Below are 15,982 nucleotides of genomic sequence, written 5' to 3'. Positions count from 1 at the left end.
GACGGTTCTCCGTTCCTCACGTCCGCCTACCGAGTTAGCTGACGGGTTCGGGCCGTTAGGTGCCCTACCTGCCCGGCGTCCCCGTACGCGGGCAGGACTCACCCCAGAACTGCGGTGGGTCCCCGGTCCCCCGGCCATCAGGCCGGCGGGTTCGGCGGGGTCCGGCCGAGGCTCTCGGGTTCGAGGGCGAAGCTCGGCTGGACCGCAGGCGACGGTACAACCGGAACCTGGGTATGTCACAGGCCGATAACGACGCCCATGAGGCGGCCATCCGGCGAACTCGCCGACGCGACCAGCGGACATGCCTCCACATCGGTCCGACTGTGATCCGCATCTCTCTGGCAGGCTGTTCGCGCCGGGGCGGTAGCTCAGCTGGTCAGAGCATGGGACTCATAATCCCTGGGTCGTGGGTTCGAGCCCCACCCGCCCCACGGTCAGCCTTCGCCCCCTCCGCCGGGGATCGCGGTGTAGCGCTCCGCGTCGATCGGCGCGGTGGCCTGGAAGTACCCGGAGTCGACCACCTCGGGCACCGCCCCGGCCGCCTCGATCACCTCCTGCGACAGGCCGCGGGGCACGAGGTCTCCTCGGGCGAGCGCTGCCTCCGGCTTCCCTCCCGGCGTGTCCGCCACGTACGCGCAGGACCGCTCGAGGTCGTCGACGGGATAGCACTGCGTGCTCTCCGCCACGATCATGACGTGGGCGAGCTCACCGTCCCGGGCGACCTCGTCCTTCGGCACCTGACCCGGGCGGAGGAAGACGAAGAGCGGTCGGTCGACCGGGAAGCTGTTGAGGTTGTACACGCTGGTGAAGCTCTGGACGAAGACCTCGACGGGCTCGTCCCCGCGCATCCGGCCCACCTCGTTCACGCTCGCGGCGACCAGGATCGAGCCTTGATGGTCCTCCGCGACCCGGGACGGGGCGTCGTCGGTCCGCACGTCGCGGTACACCTCGTCCGGGACGAACTCCCACACCACCAGGGAGTGCGACAGCTCCTCATCGTCCGGCGAGGACGCCACGACGGTGGGACCGCCGACGAAGCGGCCGCGGGCGACGACCTAGGACTCGCGGATCAGGTCGGTCGCCGTCGGCAGGTCCTCCACGGCTCCGGCCCCGATGCTGACCATCGGACCTCCACGGTCGTGAGGGAGGAGTTGTACCGCAGCTCGTGACAGCGGAGGGCCGCACGATGCCGAACCGCAACAACGCGGCGACGAGCCGACCGGATCGGGCCCTGGTCGCCACGAGCAGGTCCGCCGGGGGGGTCGGCTGCCCCGCGGAGGGGTAGACATCGCCCCATGAGCGCTGACACGGGACCCCAGACACGGGTCGTCGCCGGCCGGTACGCGCTCGGGGAGGTGCTCGGCCAGGGCGGCATGGGCACCGTGTGGCTGGCGACCGACCGCGTCCTCGAACGCCAGGTGGCGGTCAAGGAGGTCACCTTCCCGCTGCACGTCACCGAAGAGGAGCGGGCCATCCTCCGCGAGCGCACGATGCGCGAGGCGCGCGCCGCGGGACGGCTGGAGCACCCCCACGTCACGACGGTCTACGACGTCGTGGAGGAGGGCGGCAAGCCGTGGCTGGTGATGAAGCACGTCGCCGCCCGGAGCCTGCAGGAGGTCATCGAGGAGCGGGGACCGCTGCCGCCGGCGGAGGTGGCGCGCATCGGGCTGCACGTGCTGGACGCGCTCGGGGCCGCGCACGCCCTCGGGATCGTGCACCGTGACGTGAAGCCGGCGAACGTCCTGGTGGGCCCCGACGGCTCCGGCTGCCTGACCGACTTCGGCATCGCGACGACGACCGGCGACTCGAGCCTGACGACGAACGGTGCGCTGATCGGCTCGCCGTCCTACATGGCGCCGGAGCGGGCGCACGGCGACGAGCCCCGCCCACCGGTAGACCTGTGGTCCCTGGGCGCCACCCTGTACGCCGCGGTGGAGGGCCGTCCTCCGTTCGACGGCGGCGAGTCCATGGCCACGCTGATGAGCGTCGTGTCCGAGCCCCCGGCCCCGATGCTGCGCGCCGGACCGCTCGAGCCGGTGCTGCGCGGCCTGCTGACGAAGGACCCCGCCCAGCGGAGCACCGCGGCCATCGCCCGGTCGCAGCTCGCGGCCGTCGCCGCCGGGAACGCGTCGGCTCCGAAGGCCCCTGCCCCGGCGCCACCGCCTCCTCCGTCGTCACCGGGACCCATCCCGGGCGGAACGGCGGAGCGCATCGACGCCGCCGATCTGCTGGCGCTGGCGTCGGCGTCCCGCGCGCTGCTGGGATCGGTCGCCCGCGACGCCCGTGACCAGGCGCGGCACATCCGCGGCACCCGGCGCGAGCGCAAGGAGTCGCGTCCGGTGGTGAAGCCGGCCCCGCCCGTTCCCCCGGCCCGGTCGAAGTCGAGGTTCCGGTTCAAGCGCCGCTGGGTCGTCGTGCCGGTCGTGACGACCCTGCTCGTCCTCCTGGTACTGCTGGTCGGCGCGGCTCTCGCCATCGGCGCCTTCTTCGACTGAGTCAGCCGATCCCCGGCAAGAACCTGCCGGTCTGCGCGGAGTAGGCGCCGTACGCGTCACCGTGGACGGCGCGCAGGTAGGGCTCCTCCACCGCCCGCACCTGCAGCTGCACGGCGACGACGAGGGCGGCCAGCGCGAGGGCGCTGACCCACGTGGGCACCATGAGCACGACGCCGACCTGGGCGACCACCATCGCGGTGAAGATCGGGTTGCGGACGTGGGCGAACACGCCCGTCGTCACGAGCTCGGTGCGCTCGCCCGGGTCGACACCGATCCGCCAGGACTCCCCCATCCCGGTCTGTGCGGCGAGCGTCACGGCGAAGCCGGCCAGCGCCAGCACGAGACCGGCCACCCGGACGACGAGGGGCGGATCGGTCGGCACGACGTCGGCCACCGCGAGCAGCGGCCCGGCGAGCCCCAGGACGATCGCGGCGACGAACAGCACGCCACCCCACCACCCGGCCTCGGCCGGCGTCCCGGAGATGCCGTGGAAACCGGCCGAGCCGGTGCGGCGCCGCTGCACCCAGGAGCGGACGCCGAACAGGACGACGAGCGCGACGACGTACAGCACCAGGGCTCCGACGGTCACCGGCCGACCTCCCGGTGCGAGATCTGCAGGGTGGGCGCCGGCGCGCAGCAGCCGTCGGCGCAGTGCTCCGCGGCAGCGCCGGGGAGGACCGGCCCGCAGCCGCACCCCTCGCCTCGCCACGCGGCGCGGCCCTCACGGACGGCGACGGCGGCGATCACCAGGCCGGCGACCGGGTCGGCCCACCCCCAGCCGAGGGTGGCGTTCAGGACGAGGCCGGCCAGCAGCACCGCGGACAGGTAGGTGCACAGCAGCGTCTGCGTGGAGTCCGCGACGACCGCCTGCGAGCCCAGCGCGCGGCCGGTGCGGCGCTGGGCCCAGGAGAGGAAGGGCATGACGACCAGGGAGGCGATCGCCAGCCCGATGCCGATCGGTGAGGCGTCCGGGTCGCTGCCCGAGAACAGCGCACGGACCGATTCGACCCCGACGTAGGTGGCGAGCGCGAAGAACGACAGCGCCATCAGCCGCAGCGCCTGTCGCTCGCGCGACTCGGGGAGCCGGGAGCGGAACTGCCACAGGATGACCAGACCGCTGGACACCTCGACGACGGAGTCCAGCCCGAAGCCGACGAGGGCGACCGAGCCGGCCGCGAGCCCCGCGACCACGGCCACCACCGCCTCGACCACGTTGTAGGCGACCGACGCCCCGGCCAGCAGCTGCGCCCGCCGGCCGAGGCGGATCCGCTCGGTCGTCACCGGAGTGCCGTCTCGCCGTAGGTGGGGCACAGGGCCACCGCGTCGCCGGTGGCGGCGAGCAGCCGCTCGGCGGAGGCCAGGAGCTCCATCAGCTGGGCGGAGTGGGCCAGCGACCAGATCGAGGCACGGCCGTGCGGCCGCGAGGACACCAGGCCGCAATCGCGCAGGCAGGCGAGGTGCGCCGAGACGGTCGACTGCGCCAGGCCGAGATGGGCGGTGAGGTCCACGACCCGGTGCTCGCCCGAGGCGAGGTGGCGCAGGATCGCCAGCCGGCCGGGGTCGCCCAGGCTGCGGAACATGCACGCGGCCGCGGACATCGCCACCGGCTCGTTCACGTGGAGGACCGATGAGGCCGCGTGAACCATCGTCATGCGGCGATGATATCGACACATGACGGGCAGAGGAACAGGCAGGGTTCCCGACACCGAGGACAAGGACGCTTGACAGGTCTCCGGGTGTCAAGCACGCTTGTCATGCACCCTCGGTGAGCAGAGGAGCCATGGACAACGACGTCAGGGAGCTGCGCGTGGCCGCAGGGCTGTCGCAGCGCGAGCTCGCGGAGGCGCTGGCCGTCTCCCGGCAGACGGTCAACTCCATCGAAACCGGCCGGTACGACCCCTCGCTCCCGCTTGCCATCGCCATCGCCCGGCACTTCGCCCGACCCGTCGAGGAGATCTTCCATGTCGACTGACCGACCCTCCGCGAAGCAGGTCGCCATCCTCCTGCTGGTCTTCGGCGGCACCCTCGCGGTCGTGCTCACCGTCGGGCTGCTGCTGCGGGAGCACGGGCCGGGCAACATGGGCAACGGCCTGCTCCAAGGAGCGGCTTTCGGCCTGGTGCTCGCCGCCGTCATGGGCTGGCGCCTGGTCCGGCGACCCGAGCGCGTCACGACGTTCGAGCGGGCGTGGAGCCAGACCGGCGACGAGCGGGACGACGCCGTCCTGACCCGGGCCCTGGCCGTGCTGGGCCTGGCCTCCTTCCCGCTGACCGCCGTCGCGGCCATCTCCATCGCCTTCGGCGCCTCGGTGGAGATGTGCCTGGCGCTCCTGCTCTTCGCCGAGATCGGCGTCGGGGCGCTGGCCTTCGCCGTCATCGACCGGCGGAGCTGAGGCGGGCCGGCGTTCGCCGTGCTGACCGCGGCCGCCTGGGCCAAGGTGAGGTCATGACGACACCCGAGCCCCAGCCCCGCGACATCGCCCTCGAGCAGGAGACCCCCGAGCAGGCCGCCGACCTCGAGGCGCAGAGCGAGCCGGAGGGCACCTCGGACGAGGCCGTGGGCGGAGCTCACCCCTCCTAGGCAGCGACGGGCAGCTGCTCAGCCGCCCAGCCGTGCGTGGTCGATCCGGCCGGCAGCCACGTAGTACAGCGTGCTGCCGGCCGGCACCGGCTCGTCCCACGGCGGGCTGACCCGCAGGCCCGCCTCTCCGCGCAAGGCGAGCACCGTCGCCCCGAACGTGCGCCCGAAGAACGTCTGGCACTCGCCGAAGGTGGCGTGGGCGAAGCCCTGCGGAACCCGCACCGAGTAGGTGTTGCCGTGCCCGTGGCTGCTCATCAGGTCGTTGTAGACCTGGGTGATCCCCGGATCGGTCGCCTCCTCGGTGAGCAGGAAGGGCATGTGCCACTGCACGACCTGCACGCCCCGGTTGACGTAGCGCAGGCTCTCCTGGCGGCTGAGGTCCCGGACCGCGGCGACCAGGTGCACGTCGGGGTTGGCGTGGTCGACGGCGACCGCGATAGCCAGCGTCTCGTTGTCGTCCCGGCCGTCGATGACCACCGTCCGCGCTCGGTCGACGCAGGCGCGGACCATCACGTCCTCGCGGGTCAGGTCACCGCGCACGAAGTGCAGCGCCGGCTCGTCGGGCATGGGGTTCTCGGCGACGTCGTCCCAGGCGCAGAGCGCCACCTGGTACCGGCCTTCCGCGGTCAGCTCCGCGACGATCCGCTGGGTCCGGCCGGGCCAGTAGCCGATCAGCACCACGTGCTCGGACAGATCCAGGGCGACCACTCCTCTCGTGCGACGCCCGCGGATCGACTGCAGGGCGTCGGCCAGTTGGGTGAACAGCAGCGTGAGGGTGACGATCCCGCCCACGACGACGAACGCACCGACGACCCGTCCGCCGGTGGAGACGGGGAAGACGTCGCCGTAGCCGACCGTGGCCGAGGTGACGACGAAGTACCACCAGTAGGTGTCCGGGTGGACGATCTCGCTGTCGGCCGGCTCGACCAGCGCCATGACGAGCCAGCTGGTGGCGAAGACCAGTGCGGCGACGCACAGCGGCAGCCGCCACCCGTGCAGCCGCAGCCTGGCGAATCGCGACAGGCGCTGGATCAGGAACAGCACCGCAACTCCCTCACGTCGGCCCGCTCACGACGAGCAGCATGCCCCCCGTCGTCGTAGCGTCCGGCGGGTGACCGCTCCCAGTCCCGACTTCTACCTGCTCGACGAGCTCCTGGCTCCCGAGGACATCGCGATCCGCGACCGGGTCCGCGCCTTCTGCGCGAAGGAGGTGACGCCGACGATCAACGAGTTCTGGGACCGTGCCGAGTTCCCCTTCGACGTCGTGCCGAAGCTGGCGGGGCTCGGCGTCGTCGGCGGCACCATCGAGGGCTACGGCTGCCCAGGCATGAGCAACGTCGCGGCCGGGCTCGTCGCAGCCGAGTTCGCCCGCGCGGACGGCAGCGTCGGGACGTTCAACGGGGTGCACAGCTTCCTGGCGATGCAGTCGATCGCGGTGCTGGGTTCGGAGGAGCAGCGGGAGCGCTGGCTGCCGGAGATGGCGCGGCTGGAGAAGATCGGGGCCTTCGGCCTCACCGAGCCCGAGCACGGGTCCGACGCCGTGGCCCTGGAGACCGCCGCCCGCCGGGACGGCGACTCCTTCGTGCTGAACGGCCGGAAGAAGTGGATCGGCAACGGCTCCATCGCCGACTACGTGATCATCTGGGCCCGTGGTGAGGACGGCGCCGTCGGCGGCTACGTCGTGGAGACGGGCGGGCGCGAGGGAGGGCTGCCCGGCTACGAGGCGACGGTCATGACCGGGAAGACGGCGCTGCGGGCGGTCTGGCAGGCCGAGATCACGCTGACCGACGTCCGGGTTCCGGTGGAGAACAAGCTCGCCGAGTGCCACTCCTTCAAGGACGTCTCCCGGATGCTCGACCGCACCCGGTACACCGTCGCGTGGCGCGCGCTGGGGCTCGCGATGGCCTCTTACGAGCTGGCGCTGGCCCACGCCCTGCAGCGGGAGCAGTTCGGACAGCCGATCGCCGGCTTCCAGCTGGTGCAGGACAAGCTGGCACGGATGCTCTCCGAGATCACCACGATGCAGCTGATGTGCTGGCGGCTGTCCACGCTCGCCGACTCCGGCCGGATGACGGCGGCGATGGCCTCGCTGGCCAAGATGAACTGCGCGGCCAAGGCCCGGGCGATCGTGGCCGACGCGCGCGACATCCTCGGCGGCGACGGCATCCTGCTCGACCACCACGTGGCGCGGCACCACGCCGACATGGAGGCGATCTTCACGTTCGAGGGCACCGACTCGGTGCAGGCGCTGATCGTCGGCCGGGAGATCACCGGTCTGTCGGCGATCAGCGGGCGCAAGCCGGAGCGCTGAGCCCCGGCCCGCGGAACCTCAGCGCGCGGAGGTGAGCGTCTTCGCCGTCACCCGCGCGCACTCGGGGCAGGCGGTGCGCCCGGCACCGACCCGGGACCACTTCTGCGATCCCCAGATCTGGACGATCGCGCCGCAGACGGCCAGCTCGATCTCGCCGTCCAGCTCGGCGGGTGGGCGATGCGCCTCGACTGCGTGCCAGGGATGTGCCTGCTCGGCTGGCTCCCCGTTGGACCAGCGGTCCGGGCGGGCGAACCCTACGGCGTACGTGTCCACGAAACCTTGTGTGCCCGGTTCCACAGCCGGTCAATCCCGCCCGTTGGGACGAATGCGACCGAACCGTTCCCCAATGCTCTCCGGGTGTTCCTCAGGGTGTTGCCGGAGGCGGGCGGTGGCGCAGCCGCGTTACCGTCGGGAGGGCCGAGTCGAGGGAGTGGGCGCATGGATCCGGTGAGCCTGCTGGTGGGCGGTGTCCTGCTCGCGTCAGGGTTCCTCGCGGGCAGGCTGGGCCGGCGTCGGTCCGCCCCTCCCCCGCCGGTCACCCCGGTGTGCGGCTGCGGGCACGCGCTGAGCCAGCACGACCGCGACACCTCGACCTGCTACGCCGAGCTCAAGCGCGACACCTACGACAAGCGCGGCCGGTGGTCGGGCCACAACTGGGTGCCCTGCACCTGCCGGCAGTACGTCGGCCCCCGCCCGATCGACGAGGTCTTCGCTCCCCGTCTCCTGCCGCCGACGGTCGACTGACGGCGTGCCCGAGTTCCCCGCCCGGCCGGCCCGGCGCCGGCGCACCGACCTGCTCGGGGTCACCGAGCCCGTCCGCGCGCTGGCCAGCGCCGGGGCCTTCGCCGCGGGCCTGCCGCTCCTGCAGCTGGCCCCCCGCGGCGAGCCGCACCCGGTGCTGGTGCTGCCGGGCCTGATGGCCTCGGACGTCTCCACCCGGGTGCTGCGCGTGTGGCTTCGGCGGCTGGGCTACCCCGTCGTCGGATGGGAGCTGGGCCGCAACCGCGGACCGACGCACGAGGTCTTCGACGCGCTGCCACGGTTGCTCGACCGGCTCGCGGCCGAGCACGGGACGGCGGTGAGCATCGTCGGCCAGAGCCTGGGCGGGATCTTCGCCCGGACCCTGGCCCGTCGCGTCCCGCGCCAGGTCCGACAGGTCGTCTCGCTCGGGTCGCCGTTCGGCGGCGGGGACGTCGACGACAGCCCGGCCGCCCGGCTGTACCGGCGCTACTCCTCGCAGCACGGCACGCAGCGACCCGTCAGGCCGCGGACCTCGCTGGCCGCTCCCCTGCCGGTGCCGAGCACCGCCGTCTACTCGCGGTGGGACGGCGTCGTCGACTGGCGCGCCTGCCGCCAGCAGCCCGGCCCGCGCAGCGAGAACGTCGCCGTGCACGCCAGCCACCTCGGCATGGGCCACGACCCCGCCGTGCTCTGGGTCATCGCCGACCGGCTGGCCCAGCCGCGGCACGAGTGGCAACCCTTCCAGCGGCCCACCCGCTTCGGCCTCGGCGCCCTGTTCCCGCCGGAGGGCTGACCGGGTCGCACATCGCACCCGATCGAGCGACCCGATCGGCCCCGCTGACCGGCAAGATCGCCGCCATGCGCTGGTTCCGCTCGTCCGACCGCCGTCCCGACGCGCAGTCCACGGACCCCCTGCTCGAGCGCTATCAGCAGCTCGGCTTCCGCGCGAACGACGACGAGGAGGTCGACGCGGCGCGGGCCGAAGAAGCGGACCGCATCGCCGCGGAGCTGCTGGACCGGGACGACCAGGACCGCAACATGTGGTTCGACCGCGGGATGTTCGCCAAGTGGCGGCGGGACTGGCCGGCGTCCCAGGACTACAGCGCCCGGTCGCTCGAGCTCACCCCGGAGTCGCAGCGCGAGGAGGAGCCGGCCGCCTGGAACCTCGGCATCGCGGCGACGGCGCGCCGCGACTGGGCCACCGCCCGCCGGGCCTGGACCGCCTACGGCCTCCGGGTGGGCGGTGAGGGGGACGAGCCGATCGAGGACGACCGGGGCCCTGGCGCAGTCCGGCTCAACCCGCCCGTGCGCTACGTCGGCCAGCGCGACCTGGAGCTCGACGGCCGCGTGTGGGAGCCGGAGGTCGTGTGGGGCCTGCGCCTCGACCCGGCCCGCATCAGGATCGCCAGCGTGCCCCTGCCGGAGTCGGGGCACCGGTTCGGCGACGTCGTCCTGCACGACGGCGAGCCGCAGGGCACCCGCCGACACGACGGGACCGACCACCCGGTCTTCGAGGAGATCGAGCTGTGGGAGCGGTCACCGATCCCGACGTCCAGCGTGGGAGTGCGCGCCGCGGACGAGGACGTGACCGAGCTGCGACACGCGCTCGAGCTCGCGGAGCTCGAGGTGGAGGACTGGACCACCGAGATGGGCGTGCTCTGCCGGGCCTGCTCGGAGGGGGTCGTCGACGACCAGGACCACCGGCCGCACCTGCCGGCCGACGGCGGCCGCCGGCTCGGCATCGCCGGCGACCCCGACGTGGCGCGGCAGGTCGTGGCCGCGTGGGTGCGGCACGCCGCCGGCCGGGAGGCCGGCGAGGTCGTCGTCGAGCTGGAGTAGGTCGCTCAGCGGCGCAGTGCCCGGGTCACCTTCCGCACGCCGAGGACGGCCGCGCCGGCGCCGGCGACCCAGGGCCCGGCGACGACCACCGGGTCGAGCAGGTGGTGCCGGGCGTCCGACCGTCCGCGGCGGGAGCGCAGACCGCCCCGGGTGAACTCGCTGCGGATGCCGGTGGCCGGCACGTCGGGCCGGGTGGAGGCGAAGGAGCGCAGCCGGTGCTCGGCCGCGTCGATCCGGTCACCGGCGACCAGCAGCAGCCAGTGCGCCAGCCGCCCTTCGCTGAACCGGGCGTAGGCGTACTTCCGGACGACGCCGGACAGCCCCTTCGGCGGCTGGGCCGTCCCGAAGACCGGCGTGACGAACGCGTGCTCGATCGAGTGCTCCCGCGGCCACTTCTGCGGCTGGCGCTCGGGGAAGTCCCAGTGCGCGCCGGTGTCGGCCGGGTACTGGAGCTTCGGGTACGAGGGCCGGTCGACCGGGTCGAGGTCCACGCCCCAGCCGGGGATCCGCGCGCGCAGCTCTTCCCTGCTGGGCGGCGGCGTGCGCTTGTCGCGGACGTAGGCGCTGGGGATGTCGGGGTGGGTCATGTCGGCTCCTCGCTCAGGCCGCGCTGGGCACGATCAGCGGCTTGATGCAGCCGTCCAGCTTGCTGGAGAACACGTGGTAGGCCTCGGGGATCTCCTCCAGGGAGAACCGGTGGGTGACCATCTGGCGCGGCGTGAGGAAGCCGTTGCGCACGTGCTCGAACATCCGCGGCCACTGCCGCTTCACCGGTGTCTGGTTCATCCGCAGCGTGAGGCCCTTGTTCAGGGCGTCGCCGAACTTGACCGCGTTCGGGATCGGTCCGTAGGCGCCGACCACCGAGACGTTCCCGCCCTTCCGGACGCCGTCGATCGCCCAGTTCAGCGCGGTGGCCGCACCACCCTGCAGCTTCAGCTTGGGGCCGGTGACCTGCTGGGCGAGGTTCCCGTCGGCCTCTGCGCCCACCGCCTCGATGACGACGTCGGCACCGAGGTAGTCGGTCTGCTTCTTCAGCTCGACCACCACGTCGTCGTACTCGTCGTAGTCCAGCGTCTCGGCGTAGGCCATCGTCCGGGCCTTCTCCAGGCGCTCCTTGAGGTGGTCGACCACGATGACGCGGCCGGCCCCCATCAGCCAGGCGGACTGGGCCGCGACCAGTCCGACCGGCCCGGCGCCGAGGACCACGACGGTGTCGCCCTCGGCGATCTCGCCCAGCTGGGCGCCGAAGTAGCCGGTGGCGGCGGCGTCGGTGAGGAGGACGGCGTCCTCGTCGTCCATCCAGTCGGGGATCTTCACCGGCCCGACGTCGGCGAAGGGCACCCGCACGAACTCCGCCTGGCCGCCGTCGTAGCCGCCGGTGGTGTGCGAGTAGCCGTAGATGCCGCCGACGGCGGTCGCGTTGGGGTTCACGTTGTGGCAGTTGCTGTACAGCCCGCGGGCGCAGTACCAGCAGCTGCCGCAGAAGATGTTGAACGGCACCATGACCCGGTCGCCGACCTGGAGGTTCTGCACCGAGGAGCCGACCTGCTCCACCACGCCGATGAACTCGTGGCCGAAGGTGTGGCCGACCCGGGTGTCCGGCATCAGCCCGTGGTAGAGGTGCAGGTCCGAGCCGCAGATGGCGGCGAGGGTGACCCGGACGATGGCGTCGTTCGGGTGCTCGATGACCGGCATCGGCTTGTCTTCGACCCGGATCTTGTACGGGCCTCGGTAGACCATCGCGCGCACGGGGAGCTCCCTGGATCACGGCCGCTGGCCGGGCGGTACGCCGTCTCCGTTGGCTCGAAGGGCAGCACCGCTCCGCACCTGCCCGTGCACCCCTCGGGCGAAACGGCGTCAGCGCAACCGCTGGGGCACTCCCGCGGTCAGCAGCTCCACCCGCTGCGAGGCGGCCGCGACGCGGGAGTTGAGCATCCCCATCTCGTCTCGGAACCGTCGTCCCGACGCGGTGGCCGGCACGATCCCGCTGCCCACCTCGTTGCTGACCGCGACCACCCGACGGCGGGTGGCCGACCACGCCGAGAGCAGGTCGTCCACCGCGGTGGCCAGCCGGTCGTCGGCGCCCGGGCGTTCGTCCCAGACGCCGCACCCGTCCATCGTCCCGGCGAGCCAGGTGGTCAGGCAGTCGACGAGCACCGGCGGTCCGGGACGGCCCAGCACGCCGGGCAGGTCCAGCGTCTCGACCGTCCGCCAGGACGCCGGCCGGCGGCGCTGGTGCAGCGCGACGCGGTCGGCCCACTCAGGGTCGTCCGGGCCGGCCGGGCGCCCGCAGGCCACGTAGTCGACCACCCGCTCGCGGGCCAGCAGCCGCTCGGCGTAGGAGGACTTGCCCGAGCGCGCGCCGCCGAGCACGAGCACACGACGGGGACGGCGGAGCGGCACGGCCCCGAGTCTGCCGCCCGGGTTCGCCGGGTCTCCGCCGGGGGCATGGAGGCGGGATGCGCGCGCAGCAGGTGACCGACCCGGTGGCCTACCACGGCGAGGGGCCCGTCTGGTCGCCGTCCTGGGGCGGGCTGCGCTGGGTGGACATGCTGGCCGGCGACGTCCTCTCGCTGGCCGCGGACGGCTCGGTCCAGCGGCGGTCGGTCAGCACGGTCGTGGCGGCGCTGCGGCCCCGGCGCGGCGGTGGTGCGGTGCTCGGGATCGAGCGCGGCTTCGCCCTGGAGGACGCCGACGGCACGGTGACCCGCCTCCCGCCGCTGTGGGACGACGAGGGCGTGCGGATGAACGAGGGCGGCTGCGACCCCCAGGGGCGCTTCTACTGCGGCTCGATGGCCTACGACCAGCGCCCGGGCGCCGCCACCCTCTACCGCCTGGACCCCGACGGCGGCACCACCGCCGTGCTCGAGGGCGTCACCGTCTCCAACGGGCTGGAGTGGAGTCCCGACGGCTCCCTCGCCTACTACGACGACACCGCCACGCACCGCGTCGACGTCTTCGACCACGACCCGGACCGCGGGCTGCACGGACGCCGTCCCTTCGCCGAGATCCCCGACGGGGGCCTGCCCGACGGGCTCGCCGTCGACGCGGACGGCGGGGTCTGGGTGGCGCTGGCCGATCGAGGCGAGGTGTGGCACTTCACCGCCGAGGGGGTGCACGACGAGGTCGTCGAGGTGCCCGTCGGCATGGTGACCGCCTGCACGTTCGGCGGGCCGGACCTCGACCAGCTGTTCATCACGACGTCGCGGGAGAACGTGCCGCCGGGTGAGGACCCGCTGGCGGGCTCGCTCTTCCGTGCCGACGTCGGCGTGCGGGGACTGCCGGTCCGGGAGTTCGCCGGCTGAGCATGTGGTCGTCTGTGCCAGGCTGATGAGCGTGAGCGACGTCCAGGTGGTCACCAGCCGGGAGGTGCCGCTGGGTGGACCGCGGGCCATGACGGTGCGCCGCACCCTGCCGCAGCGCGCGCGGTCCCTGGTCGGGGCGTGGTGCTTCGCCGACCACTACGGGCCCGACGACGTCGCGACCACCGGCGGCATGGACGTCCCGCCGCATCCGCACACCGGCCTGCAGACGGTCAGCTGGCTGTTCAGCGGCGAGATCGAGCACCGCGACACCACAGGCGCCCACGCGATCGTCCGGGCCGGCGAGCTGAACCTCATGACCGGCGGGTCGGGCGTCGCGCACTCGGAGGTCTCCACCCCGGACACCGGCACGCTGCACGGCGTCCAGCTGTGGACGGCGCTGCCCGATGCCGCGCGCCACCTGCCGCGGTCCTTCGTGCACCACGTCCCCGAGGTGGTCGCGCTGGACGGCGCCACGGTCCGGGTGCTGCTCGGGACGCTGGCCGGCTCGACGTCCCCGGTGCCGACGCACACCCCGCTGCTCGGCGCGGAGGTGGTGCTCCAGCCCGGGACGGAGCTGGTGCTCGACGTAGCGCCGGGGTTCGAGCACGGCGTGCTGGTGGACCGGGGGCCGGTCGTCCTGGACGGCGTGGAGCTGGGCCGCGCCGAGCTGGGGTACACCGCGCCCGGCCGACAGCAGCTGACGATCGGCAACCCCGGGGACCGGGGCGCCCGGGTCATGCTGCTGGGCGGCGAGCCGTTCCCGGAACCCGTGGTGATGTGGTGGAACTTCATCGGGCGCACCCACGAGGAGATCGCCCGCTACCGCGAGGACTGGGAGTCCGGCTCGGCCCGCTTCGGACAGGTCGAGGGGTACGGCGGGCAGGTGCAGCGCCTGCCCGCACCGCCCCTGCCCACCGTCCGACTCAAGGCCCGGATGGCACCGCCCGCGGCCCGGGACCCCAGCGCCTGGGGCTGAGCGTCACGCTCCGGGCTGGACGCTCCCCGGCTCGACCACGGAGTCGACCAGGCCGTAGGTGCGCGCCTCCTCGGCGGTGAACCAGCGGTCCCGGTCGGCGTCCGCGGTGATCTGCTCGACCGACCGGCCGGTGTGCTGCGCGGTCAGCTCGGCGATCCGCCGCTTCATGGAGCTGAACGCCGCGGCCTGGACGGCGATGTCGGACTGCACACCGGAGAGCCCGGCCGACGGCTGGTGCATCAGGATGCGGGCGTTCGGGAGCGCGTACCGCTTGCCGGGAGCCCCGGCCGAGAGCAGGAACTGCCCCATCGACGCGGCGAAGCCGAGCGCCCAGGTCGACACGTCCGGCCGGATCAGCTGCATGGTGTCGTAGATGGCCATCCCGGCCGTGACCGAGCCACCGGGTGAGTTGATGTAGAAGGTGATCTCCCGGGTCGGGTCGTGCGCCGCCAGGAGCAGCAGCTCCGAGGTGATCCGGTTGGCGACGTCGTCGTCGACCGGCTGGCCGAGGAAGACGATCCGTTCCTCGAGCAGCCGGTCGCGCACCGACTCGCTCGTCCCGGTCGAGCCTGCTGTGCCGACTGCGAGAAGCATCCTGCTCATCCCATGACCTCCGTCTGCCTGATCGGTGAGGAGGTCGACGCTCGGGCATCCGCGGTCGCCGGCCAAGCCGTTTCAGCTGAGGGCGGAGGGTTGCGCGGAGAGCGGAACGGGCGTGGTCAGGACAGGCGGCGCCGGAATTCCTCCAGGGCGTCCCGGCCGGTGTCGGACGGCAGGGCGAGGTGCACCTGGTCGATGTCGCTGCCGTAGCGGGCCCGCAGTTCACCGGCGACCTGCTCCAGCGTCCCGATCACCGCGAACGCCTCGAGCAGCTCGTCGTCCACGAGGTCGCCCATCCGCACCCAGCGGTCCGGGTCGCGGCCGACGGACAGCTGGTGGAGCTGCTCGTACAGGTCCCCGCGGTCCCGCTGACGGAGCACCTCGGCGTAGGAGGGGGTCGAGCCGTAGAAGGCGATCTGCCGCCGGAGGGCGGTGAGCTCCTGCTCACCGGGCCCGTCCTCCGCGGTGACGACGACGAAGCCCGGGCAGTGCACGACGACGTCCGAGCGCTCCCTGCCCGCGCGCTCCAGCCCGTCGTGCAGCGCGGGCAGGGTCACCTCGCGGAACCACTCCGGGGTGCTGAAGGCGTGCGGAATCAGCCCGTCGGCCAGCTCGCCCGCCAGCCGCGTCATGACCGGGCCCACGGCGGCGAGGTGGACCTCAGGGGCGGTCTCCGCCGGCGCCGGCCGGAAGTTGTCGGTCATCAGCGTGTGCGTGTAGTGCTCGCTGCGGAAGTCGAGCGGGACGCCCTCGTTCCAGTCCCGCCAGATCGCGTGCAGGGCCTGGATGTAGTCGCGCATCTGGGCGGCCGGCTTGCCGCTCCAGGGCATGTGGAACCGCCGCTGGATGTGCGGCTTGATCTGGGTCCCCATCCCCAGCACGAACCGCCCGCCGGACAGCAGGTGCAGGTAGTGGGCCGCCCCGGCCACGACCATGGGGCTGCGCGCGAAGGCCACGGCGATGTGCGTCTCCAGCCGCATGTCCCCCGCCGAGCCCGCCGCCAGCGCGAGGGGCAGGAAGGGATCGTGCGCGACCTCGGCGGTGGAGATCGCGTCGAAGCCGAGGTCTCTCGCGCGGGCGGCCTCCTCCGCGACCTCTGCCGCCCCGCCCCGCAGCCCGTATCCGATGCGCACGGCC

21 protein-coding genes, 1 tRNA gene and 1 riboswitch are annotated in these 15,982 nt (G+C 73.1%); of the genes, 11 read left to right on the top strand and 11 right to left on the bottom strand.

Features of this window, described 5'->3' with window-relative positions; genetic code table 11:
* Positions 1 to 8 precede the first annotated feature (8 nt).
* A riboswitch (cyclic di-AMP (ydaO/yuaA leader) is annotated at positions 9 to 167 on the bottom strand.
* Between the two features lie 190 nt (positions 168 to 357).
* A tRNA-Ile gene (locus BLS70_RS09820) sits at positions 358 to 431 on the top strand.
* Positions 432 to 434: 3 nt separating this feature from the next.
* Here BLS70_RS09820 and BLS70_RS09815 read toward each other — a convergent pair.
* Complete coding sequence (locus tag BLS70_RS09815; protein ID WP_091766647.1) at positions 435 to 1,016, bottom strand: hypothetical protein; 582 nt, start codon at positions 1,014 to 1,016, stop codon at positions 435 to 437.
* Between the two features lie 279 nt (positions 1,017 to 1,295).
* Between BLS70_RS09815 and BLS70_RS09810 the strand changes: the two genes are divergently transcribed.
* Complete coding sequence (locus BLS70_RS09810) at positions 1,296 to 2,495, top strand: serine/threonine-protein kinase (RefSeq protein WP_091766644.1); 1,200 nt, start codon at positions 1,296 to 1,298, stop codon at positions 2,493 to 2,495.
* 1 nt (position 2,496) lies between these two features.
* Here the strand turns inward: BLS70_RS09810 and BLS70_RS09805 are convergent, their stop codons facing one another.
* The 3 genes from BLS70_RS09805 to BLS70_RS09795 are packed head-to-tail and all read right to left on the bottom strand — an operon-like array spanning position 2,497 to position 4,147.
* Positions 2,497 to 3,084, bottom strand: a complete 588-nt coding sequence (locus tag BLS70_RS09805; RefSeq protein WP_091766641.1) for a methyltransferase family protein — start codon at positions 3,082 to 3,084, stop codon at positions 2,497 to 2,499.
* Entirely contained in the window at positions 3,081 to 3,776 is a 696-nt protein-coding gene (locus tag BLS70_RS09800) for a cation diffusion facilitator family transporter (RefSeq protein WP_255362360.1), read from the bottom strand. Before BLS70_RS09800 ends, BLS70_RS09805 begins: the two co-directional genes overlap by 4 nt.
* On the bottom strand, positions 3,773 to 4,147 hold the full coding sequence (locus BLS70_RS09795; RefSeq protein WP_091766635.1) for an ArsR/SmtB family transcription factor: 375 nt from the start codon (positions 4,145 to 4,147) through the stop codon (positions 3,773 to 3,775). The genes BLS70_RS09800 and BLS70_RS09795 overlap by 4 nt, the downstream gene beginning before the upstream one ends.
* Before the next feature lie 128 nt (positions 4,148 to 4,275).
* On the opposite strand from BLS70_RS09795, the gene BLS70_RS09790 reads away from it, so the two are divergent.
* The 3 genes from BLS70_RS09790 to BLS70_RS21275 are packed head-to-tail and all read left to right on the top strand — an operon-like array spanning position 4,276 to position 5,073.
* A complete protein-coding gene (locus BLS70_RS09790) occupies positions 4,276 to 4,467 on the top strand; it encodes a helix-turn-helix transcriptional regulator (RefSeq protein WP_091766633.1) in 192 nt (63 codons plus the stop codon).
* Positions 4,457 to 4,885 carry a hypothetical protein gene (locus tag BLS70_RS09785; protein ID WP_091766631.1) on the top strand — a complete coding sequence of 143 codons (429 nt, stop codon included), beginning with the start codon at positions 4,457 to 4,459 and terminating at the stop codon, positions 4,883 to 4,885. Before BLS70_RS09790 ends, BLS70_RS09785 begins: the two co-directional genes overlap by 11 nt.
* 53 nt (positions 4,886 to 4,938) lie before the next feature.
* Complete coding sequence (locus BLS70_RS21275) at positions 4,939 to 5,073, top strand: hypothetical protein (RefSeq protein WP_255362359.1); 135 nt, start codon at positions 4,939 to 4,941, stop codon at positions 5,071 to 5,073.
* An 18-nt stretch (positions 5,074 to 5,091) separates the two neighbouring features.
* Here BLS70_RS21275 and BLS70_RS09780 read toward each other — a convergent pair whose 3' ends face one another.
* Positions 5,092 to 6,117, bottom strand: coding sequence for an ion channel (locus tag BLS70_RS09780; RefSeq protein ID WP_091766628.1), 1,026 nt, complete (start codon positions 6,115 to 6,117; stop codon positions 5,092 to 5,094).
* A gap of 67 nt (positions 6,118 to 6,184) precedes the next feature.
* On the opposite strand from BLS70_RS09780, the gene BLS70_RS09775 reads away from it, so the two are divergent.
* Complete coding sequence (locus BLS70_RS09775; RefSeq protein WP_091766625.1) at positions 6,185 to 7,384, top strand: acyl-CoA dehydrogenase family protein; 1,200 nt, start codon at positions 6,185 to 6,187, stop codon at positions 7,382 to 7,384.
* 18 nt (positions 7,385 to 7,402) lie between these two features.
* Here the strand turns inward: BLS70_RS09775 and BLS70_RS09770 are convergent, their stop codons facing one another.
* Positions 7,403 to 7,657: a hypothetical protein gene (locus BLS70_RS09770; RefSeq protein ID WP_091766622.1), complete on the bottom strand. Its 255-nt coding sequence runs from the start codon at positions 7,655 to 7,657 to the stop codon at positions 7,403 to 7,405.
* A gap of 165 nt (positions 7,658 to 7,822) precedes the next feature.
* Between BLS70_RS09770 and BLS70_RS09765 the strand changes: the two genes are divergently transcribed.
* From BLS70_RS09765 to BLS70_RS09755, 3 genes are all read left to right on the top strand, one after another.
* Positions 7,823 to 8,128 (top strand): hypothetical protein, encoded by a 306-nt coding sequence (locus tag BLS70_RS09765; protein WP_091766619.1) that lies wholly within the window; start codon positions 7,823 to 7,825, stop codon positions 8,126 to 8,128.
* A 4-nt stretch (positions 8,129 to 8,132) separates the two neighbouring features.
* Positions 8,133 to 8,918 (top strand): lipase family alpha/beta hydrolase, encoded by a 786-nt coding sequence (locus tag BLS70_RS09760; RefSeq protein WP_218122359.1) that lies wholly within the window; start codon positions 8,133 to 8,135, stop codon positions 8,916 to 8,918.
* Positions 8,919 to 8,983: 65 nt separating this feature from the next.
* Positions 8,984 to 9,964 carry a hypothetical protein gene (locus BLS70_RS09755; protein WP_091766616.1) on the top strand — a complete coding sequence of 327 codons (981 nt, stop codon included), beginning with the start codon at positions 8,984 to 8,986 and terminating at the stop codon, positions 9,962 to 9,964.
* A gap of 5 nt (positions 9,965 to 9,969) precedes the next feature.
* Here the strand turns inward: BLS70_RS09755 and BLS70_RS09750 are convergent, their stop codons facing one another.
* From BLS70_RS09750 to BLS70_RS09740, 3 genes are all read right to left on the bottom strand, one after another.
* On the bottom strand, positions 9,970 to 10,551 hold the full coding sequence (locus BLS70_RS09750) for a hypothetical protein (RefSeq protein ID WP_091766613.1): 582 nt from the start codon (positions 10,549 to 10,551) through the stop codon (positions 9,970 to 9,972).
* 13 nt (positions 10,552 to 10,564) lie between these two features.
* Positions 10,565 to 11,704: a zinc-dependent alcohol dehydrogenase gene (locus tag BLS70_RS09745; protein ID WP_255362389.1), complete on the bottom strand. Its 1,140-nt coding sequence runs from the start codon at positions 11,702 to 11,704 to the stop codon at positions 10,565 to 10,567.
* 117 nt (positions 11,705 to 11,821) lie between these two features.
* A complete protein-coding gene (locus BLS70_RS09740) occupies positions 11,822 to 12,367 on the bottom strand; it encodes a bifunctional adenosylcobinamide kinase/adenosylcobinamide-phosphate guanylyltransferase (protein WP_255362357.1) in 546 nt (181 codons plus the stop codon).
* A gap of 56 nt (positions 12,368 to 12,423) precedes the next feature.
* Here BLS70_RS09740 and BLS70_RS09735 point away from each other — a divergent pair, with 56 nt between their 5' ends.
* Positions 12,424 to 13,269, top strand: coding sequence for an SMP-30/gluconolactonase/LRE family protein (locus tag BLS70_RS09735; protein ID WP_091766607.1), 846 nt, complete (start codon positions 12,424 to 12,426; stop codon positions 13,267 to 13,269).
* Positions 13,270 to 13,300: 31 nt separating this feature from the next.
* The gene (locus BLS70_RS09730; RefSeq protein WP_218122358.1) at positions 13,301 to 14,245 is read left to right on the top strand and encodes a pirin family protein; all 945 of its coding nucleotides are present in this window, start codon (positions 13,301 to 13,303) and stop codon (positions 14,243 to 14,245) included.
* A 3-nt stretch (positions 14,246 to 14,248) separates the two neighbouring features.
* Here the strand turns inward: BLS70_RS09730 and BLS70_RS09725 are convergent, their stop codons facing one another.
* Together BLS70_RS09725 and BLS70_RS09720 are read right to left on the bottom strand one after the other, a co-directional pair.
* Positions 14,249 to 14,848: an ATP-dependent Clp protease proteolytic subunit gene (locus tag BLS70_RS09725; protein ID WP_091766604.1), complete on the bottom strand. Its 600-nt coding sequence runs from the start codon at positions 14,846 to 14,848 to the stop codon at positions 14,249 to 14,251.
* Between the two features lie 116 nt (positions 14,849 to 14,964).
* Entirely contained in the window at positions 14,965 to 15,978 is a 1,014-nt protein-coding gene (locus BLS70_RS09720) for a TIGR03617 family F420-dependent LLM class oxidoreductase (RefSeq protein WP_218122357.1), read from the bottom strand.
* Positions 15,979 to 15,982 lie beyond the last annotated feature (4 nt).

It is taken from the genome of Blastococcus aurantiacus (genome assembly GCF_900102425.1).
GTDB lineage: Bacteria > Actinomycetota > Actinomycetes > Mycobacteriales > Geodermatophilaceae > Blastococcus > Blastococcus aurantiacus.
Note: the sequence above shows the minus strand (reverse complement) of the source record. Positions and strands in the feature narration are given on the sequence as shown.

Bases quoted from the DNA above. Each gene is read 5' to 3' on its own strand.
- BLS70_RS09765 (WP_091766619.1), top strand. From the start codon at position 7,823: ATGGATCCGGTGAGCCTGCTGGTGGGCGGTGTCCTGCTCGCGTCAGGG.
- BLS70_RS21275 (WP_255362359.1), top strand. From the start codon at position 4,939: ATGACGACACCCGAGCCCCAGCCCCGCGACATCGCCCTCGAGCAGGAG.
- BLS70_RS09795 (WP_091766635.1), bottom strand. From the start codon at position 4,147: ATGACGATGGTTCACGCGGCCTCATCGGTCCTCCACGTGAACGAGCCG.
- BLS70_RS09785 (WP_091766631.1), top strand. From the start codon at position 4,457: ATGTCGACTGACCGACCCTCCGCGAAGCAGGTCGCCATCCTCCTGCTG.
- BLS70_RS09750 (WP_091766613.1), bottom strand. From the start codon at position 10,551: ATGACCCACCCCGACATCCCCAGCGCCTACGTCCGCGACAAGCGCACG.
- BLS70_RS09745 (WP_255362389.1), bottom strand. From the start codon at position 11,704: ATGGTCTACCGAGGCCCGTACAAGATCCGGGTCGAAGACAAGCCGATG.
- BLS70_RS09755 (WP_091766616.1), top strand. From the start codon at position 8,984: ATGCGCTGGTTCCGCTCGTCCGACCGCCGTCCCGACGCGCAGTCCACG.
- BLS70_RS09810 (WP_091766644.1), top strand. From the start codon at position 1,296: ATGAGCGCTGACACGGGACCCCAGACACGGGTCGTCGCCGGCCGGTAC.
- BLS70_RS09735 (WP_091766607.1), top strand. From the start codon at position 12,424: ATGCGCGCGCAGCAGGTGACCGACCCGGTGGCCTACCACGGCGAGGGG.
- BLS70_RS09790 (WP_091766633.1), top strand. From the start codon at position 4,276: ATGGACAACGACGTCAGGGAGCTGCGCGTGGCCGCAGGGCTGTCGCAG.
- BLS70_RS09725 (WP_091766604.1), bottom strand. From the start codon at position 14,848: ATGAGCAGGATGCTTCTCGCAGTCGGCACAGCAGGCTCGACCGGGACG.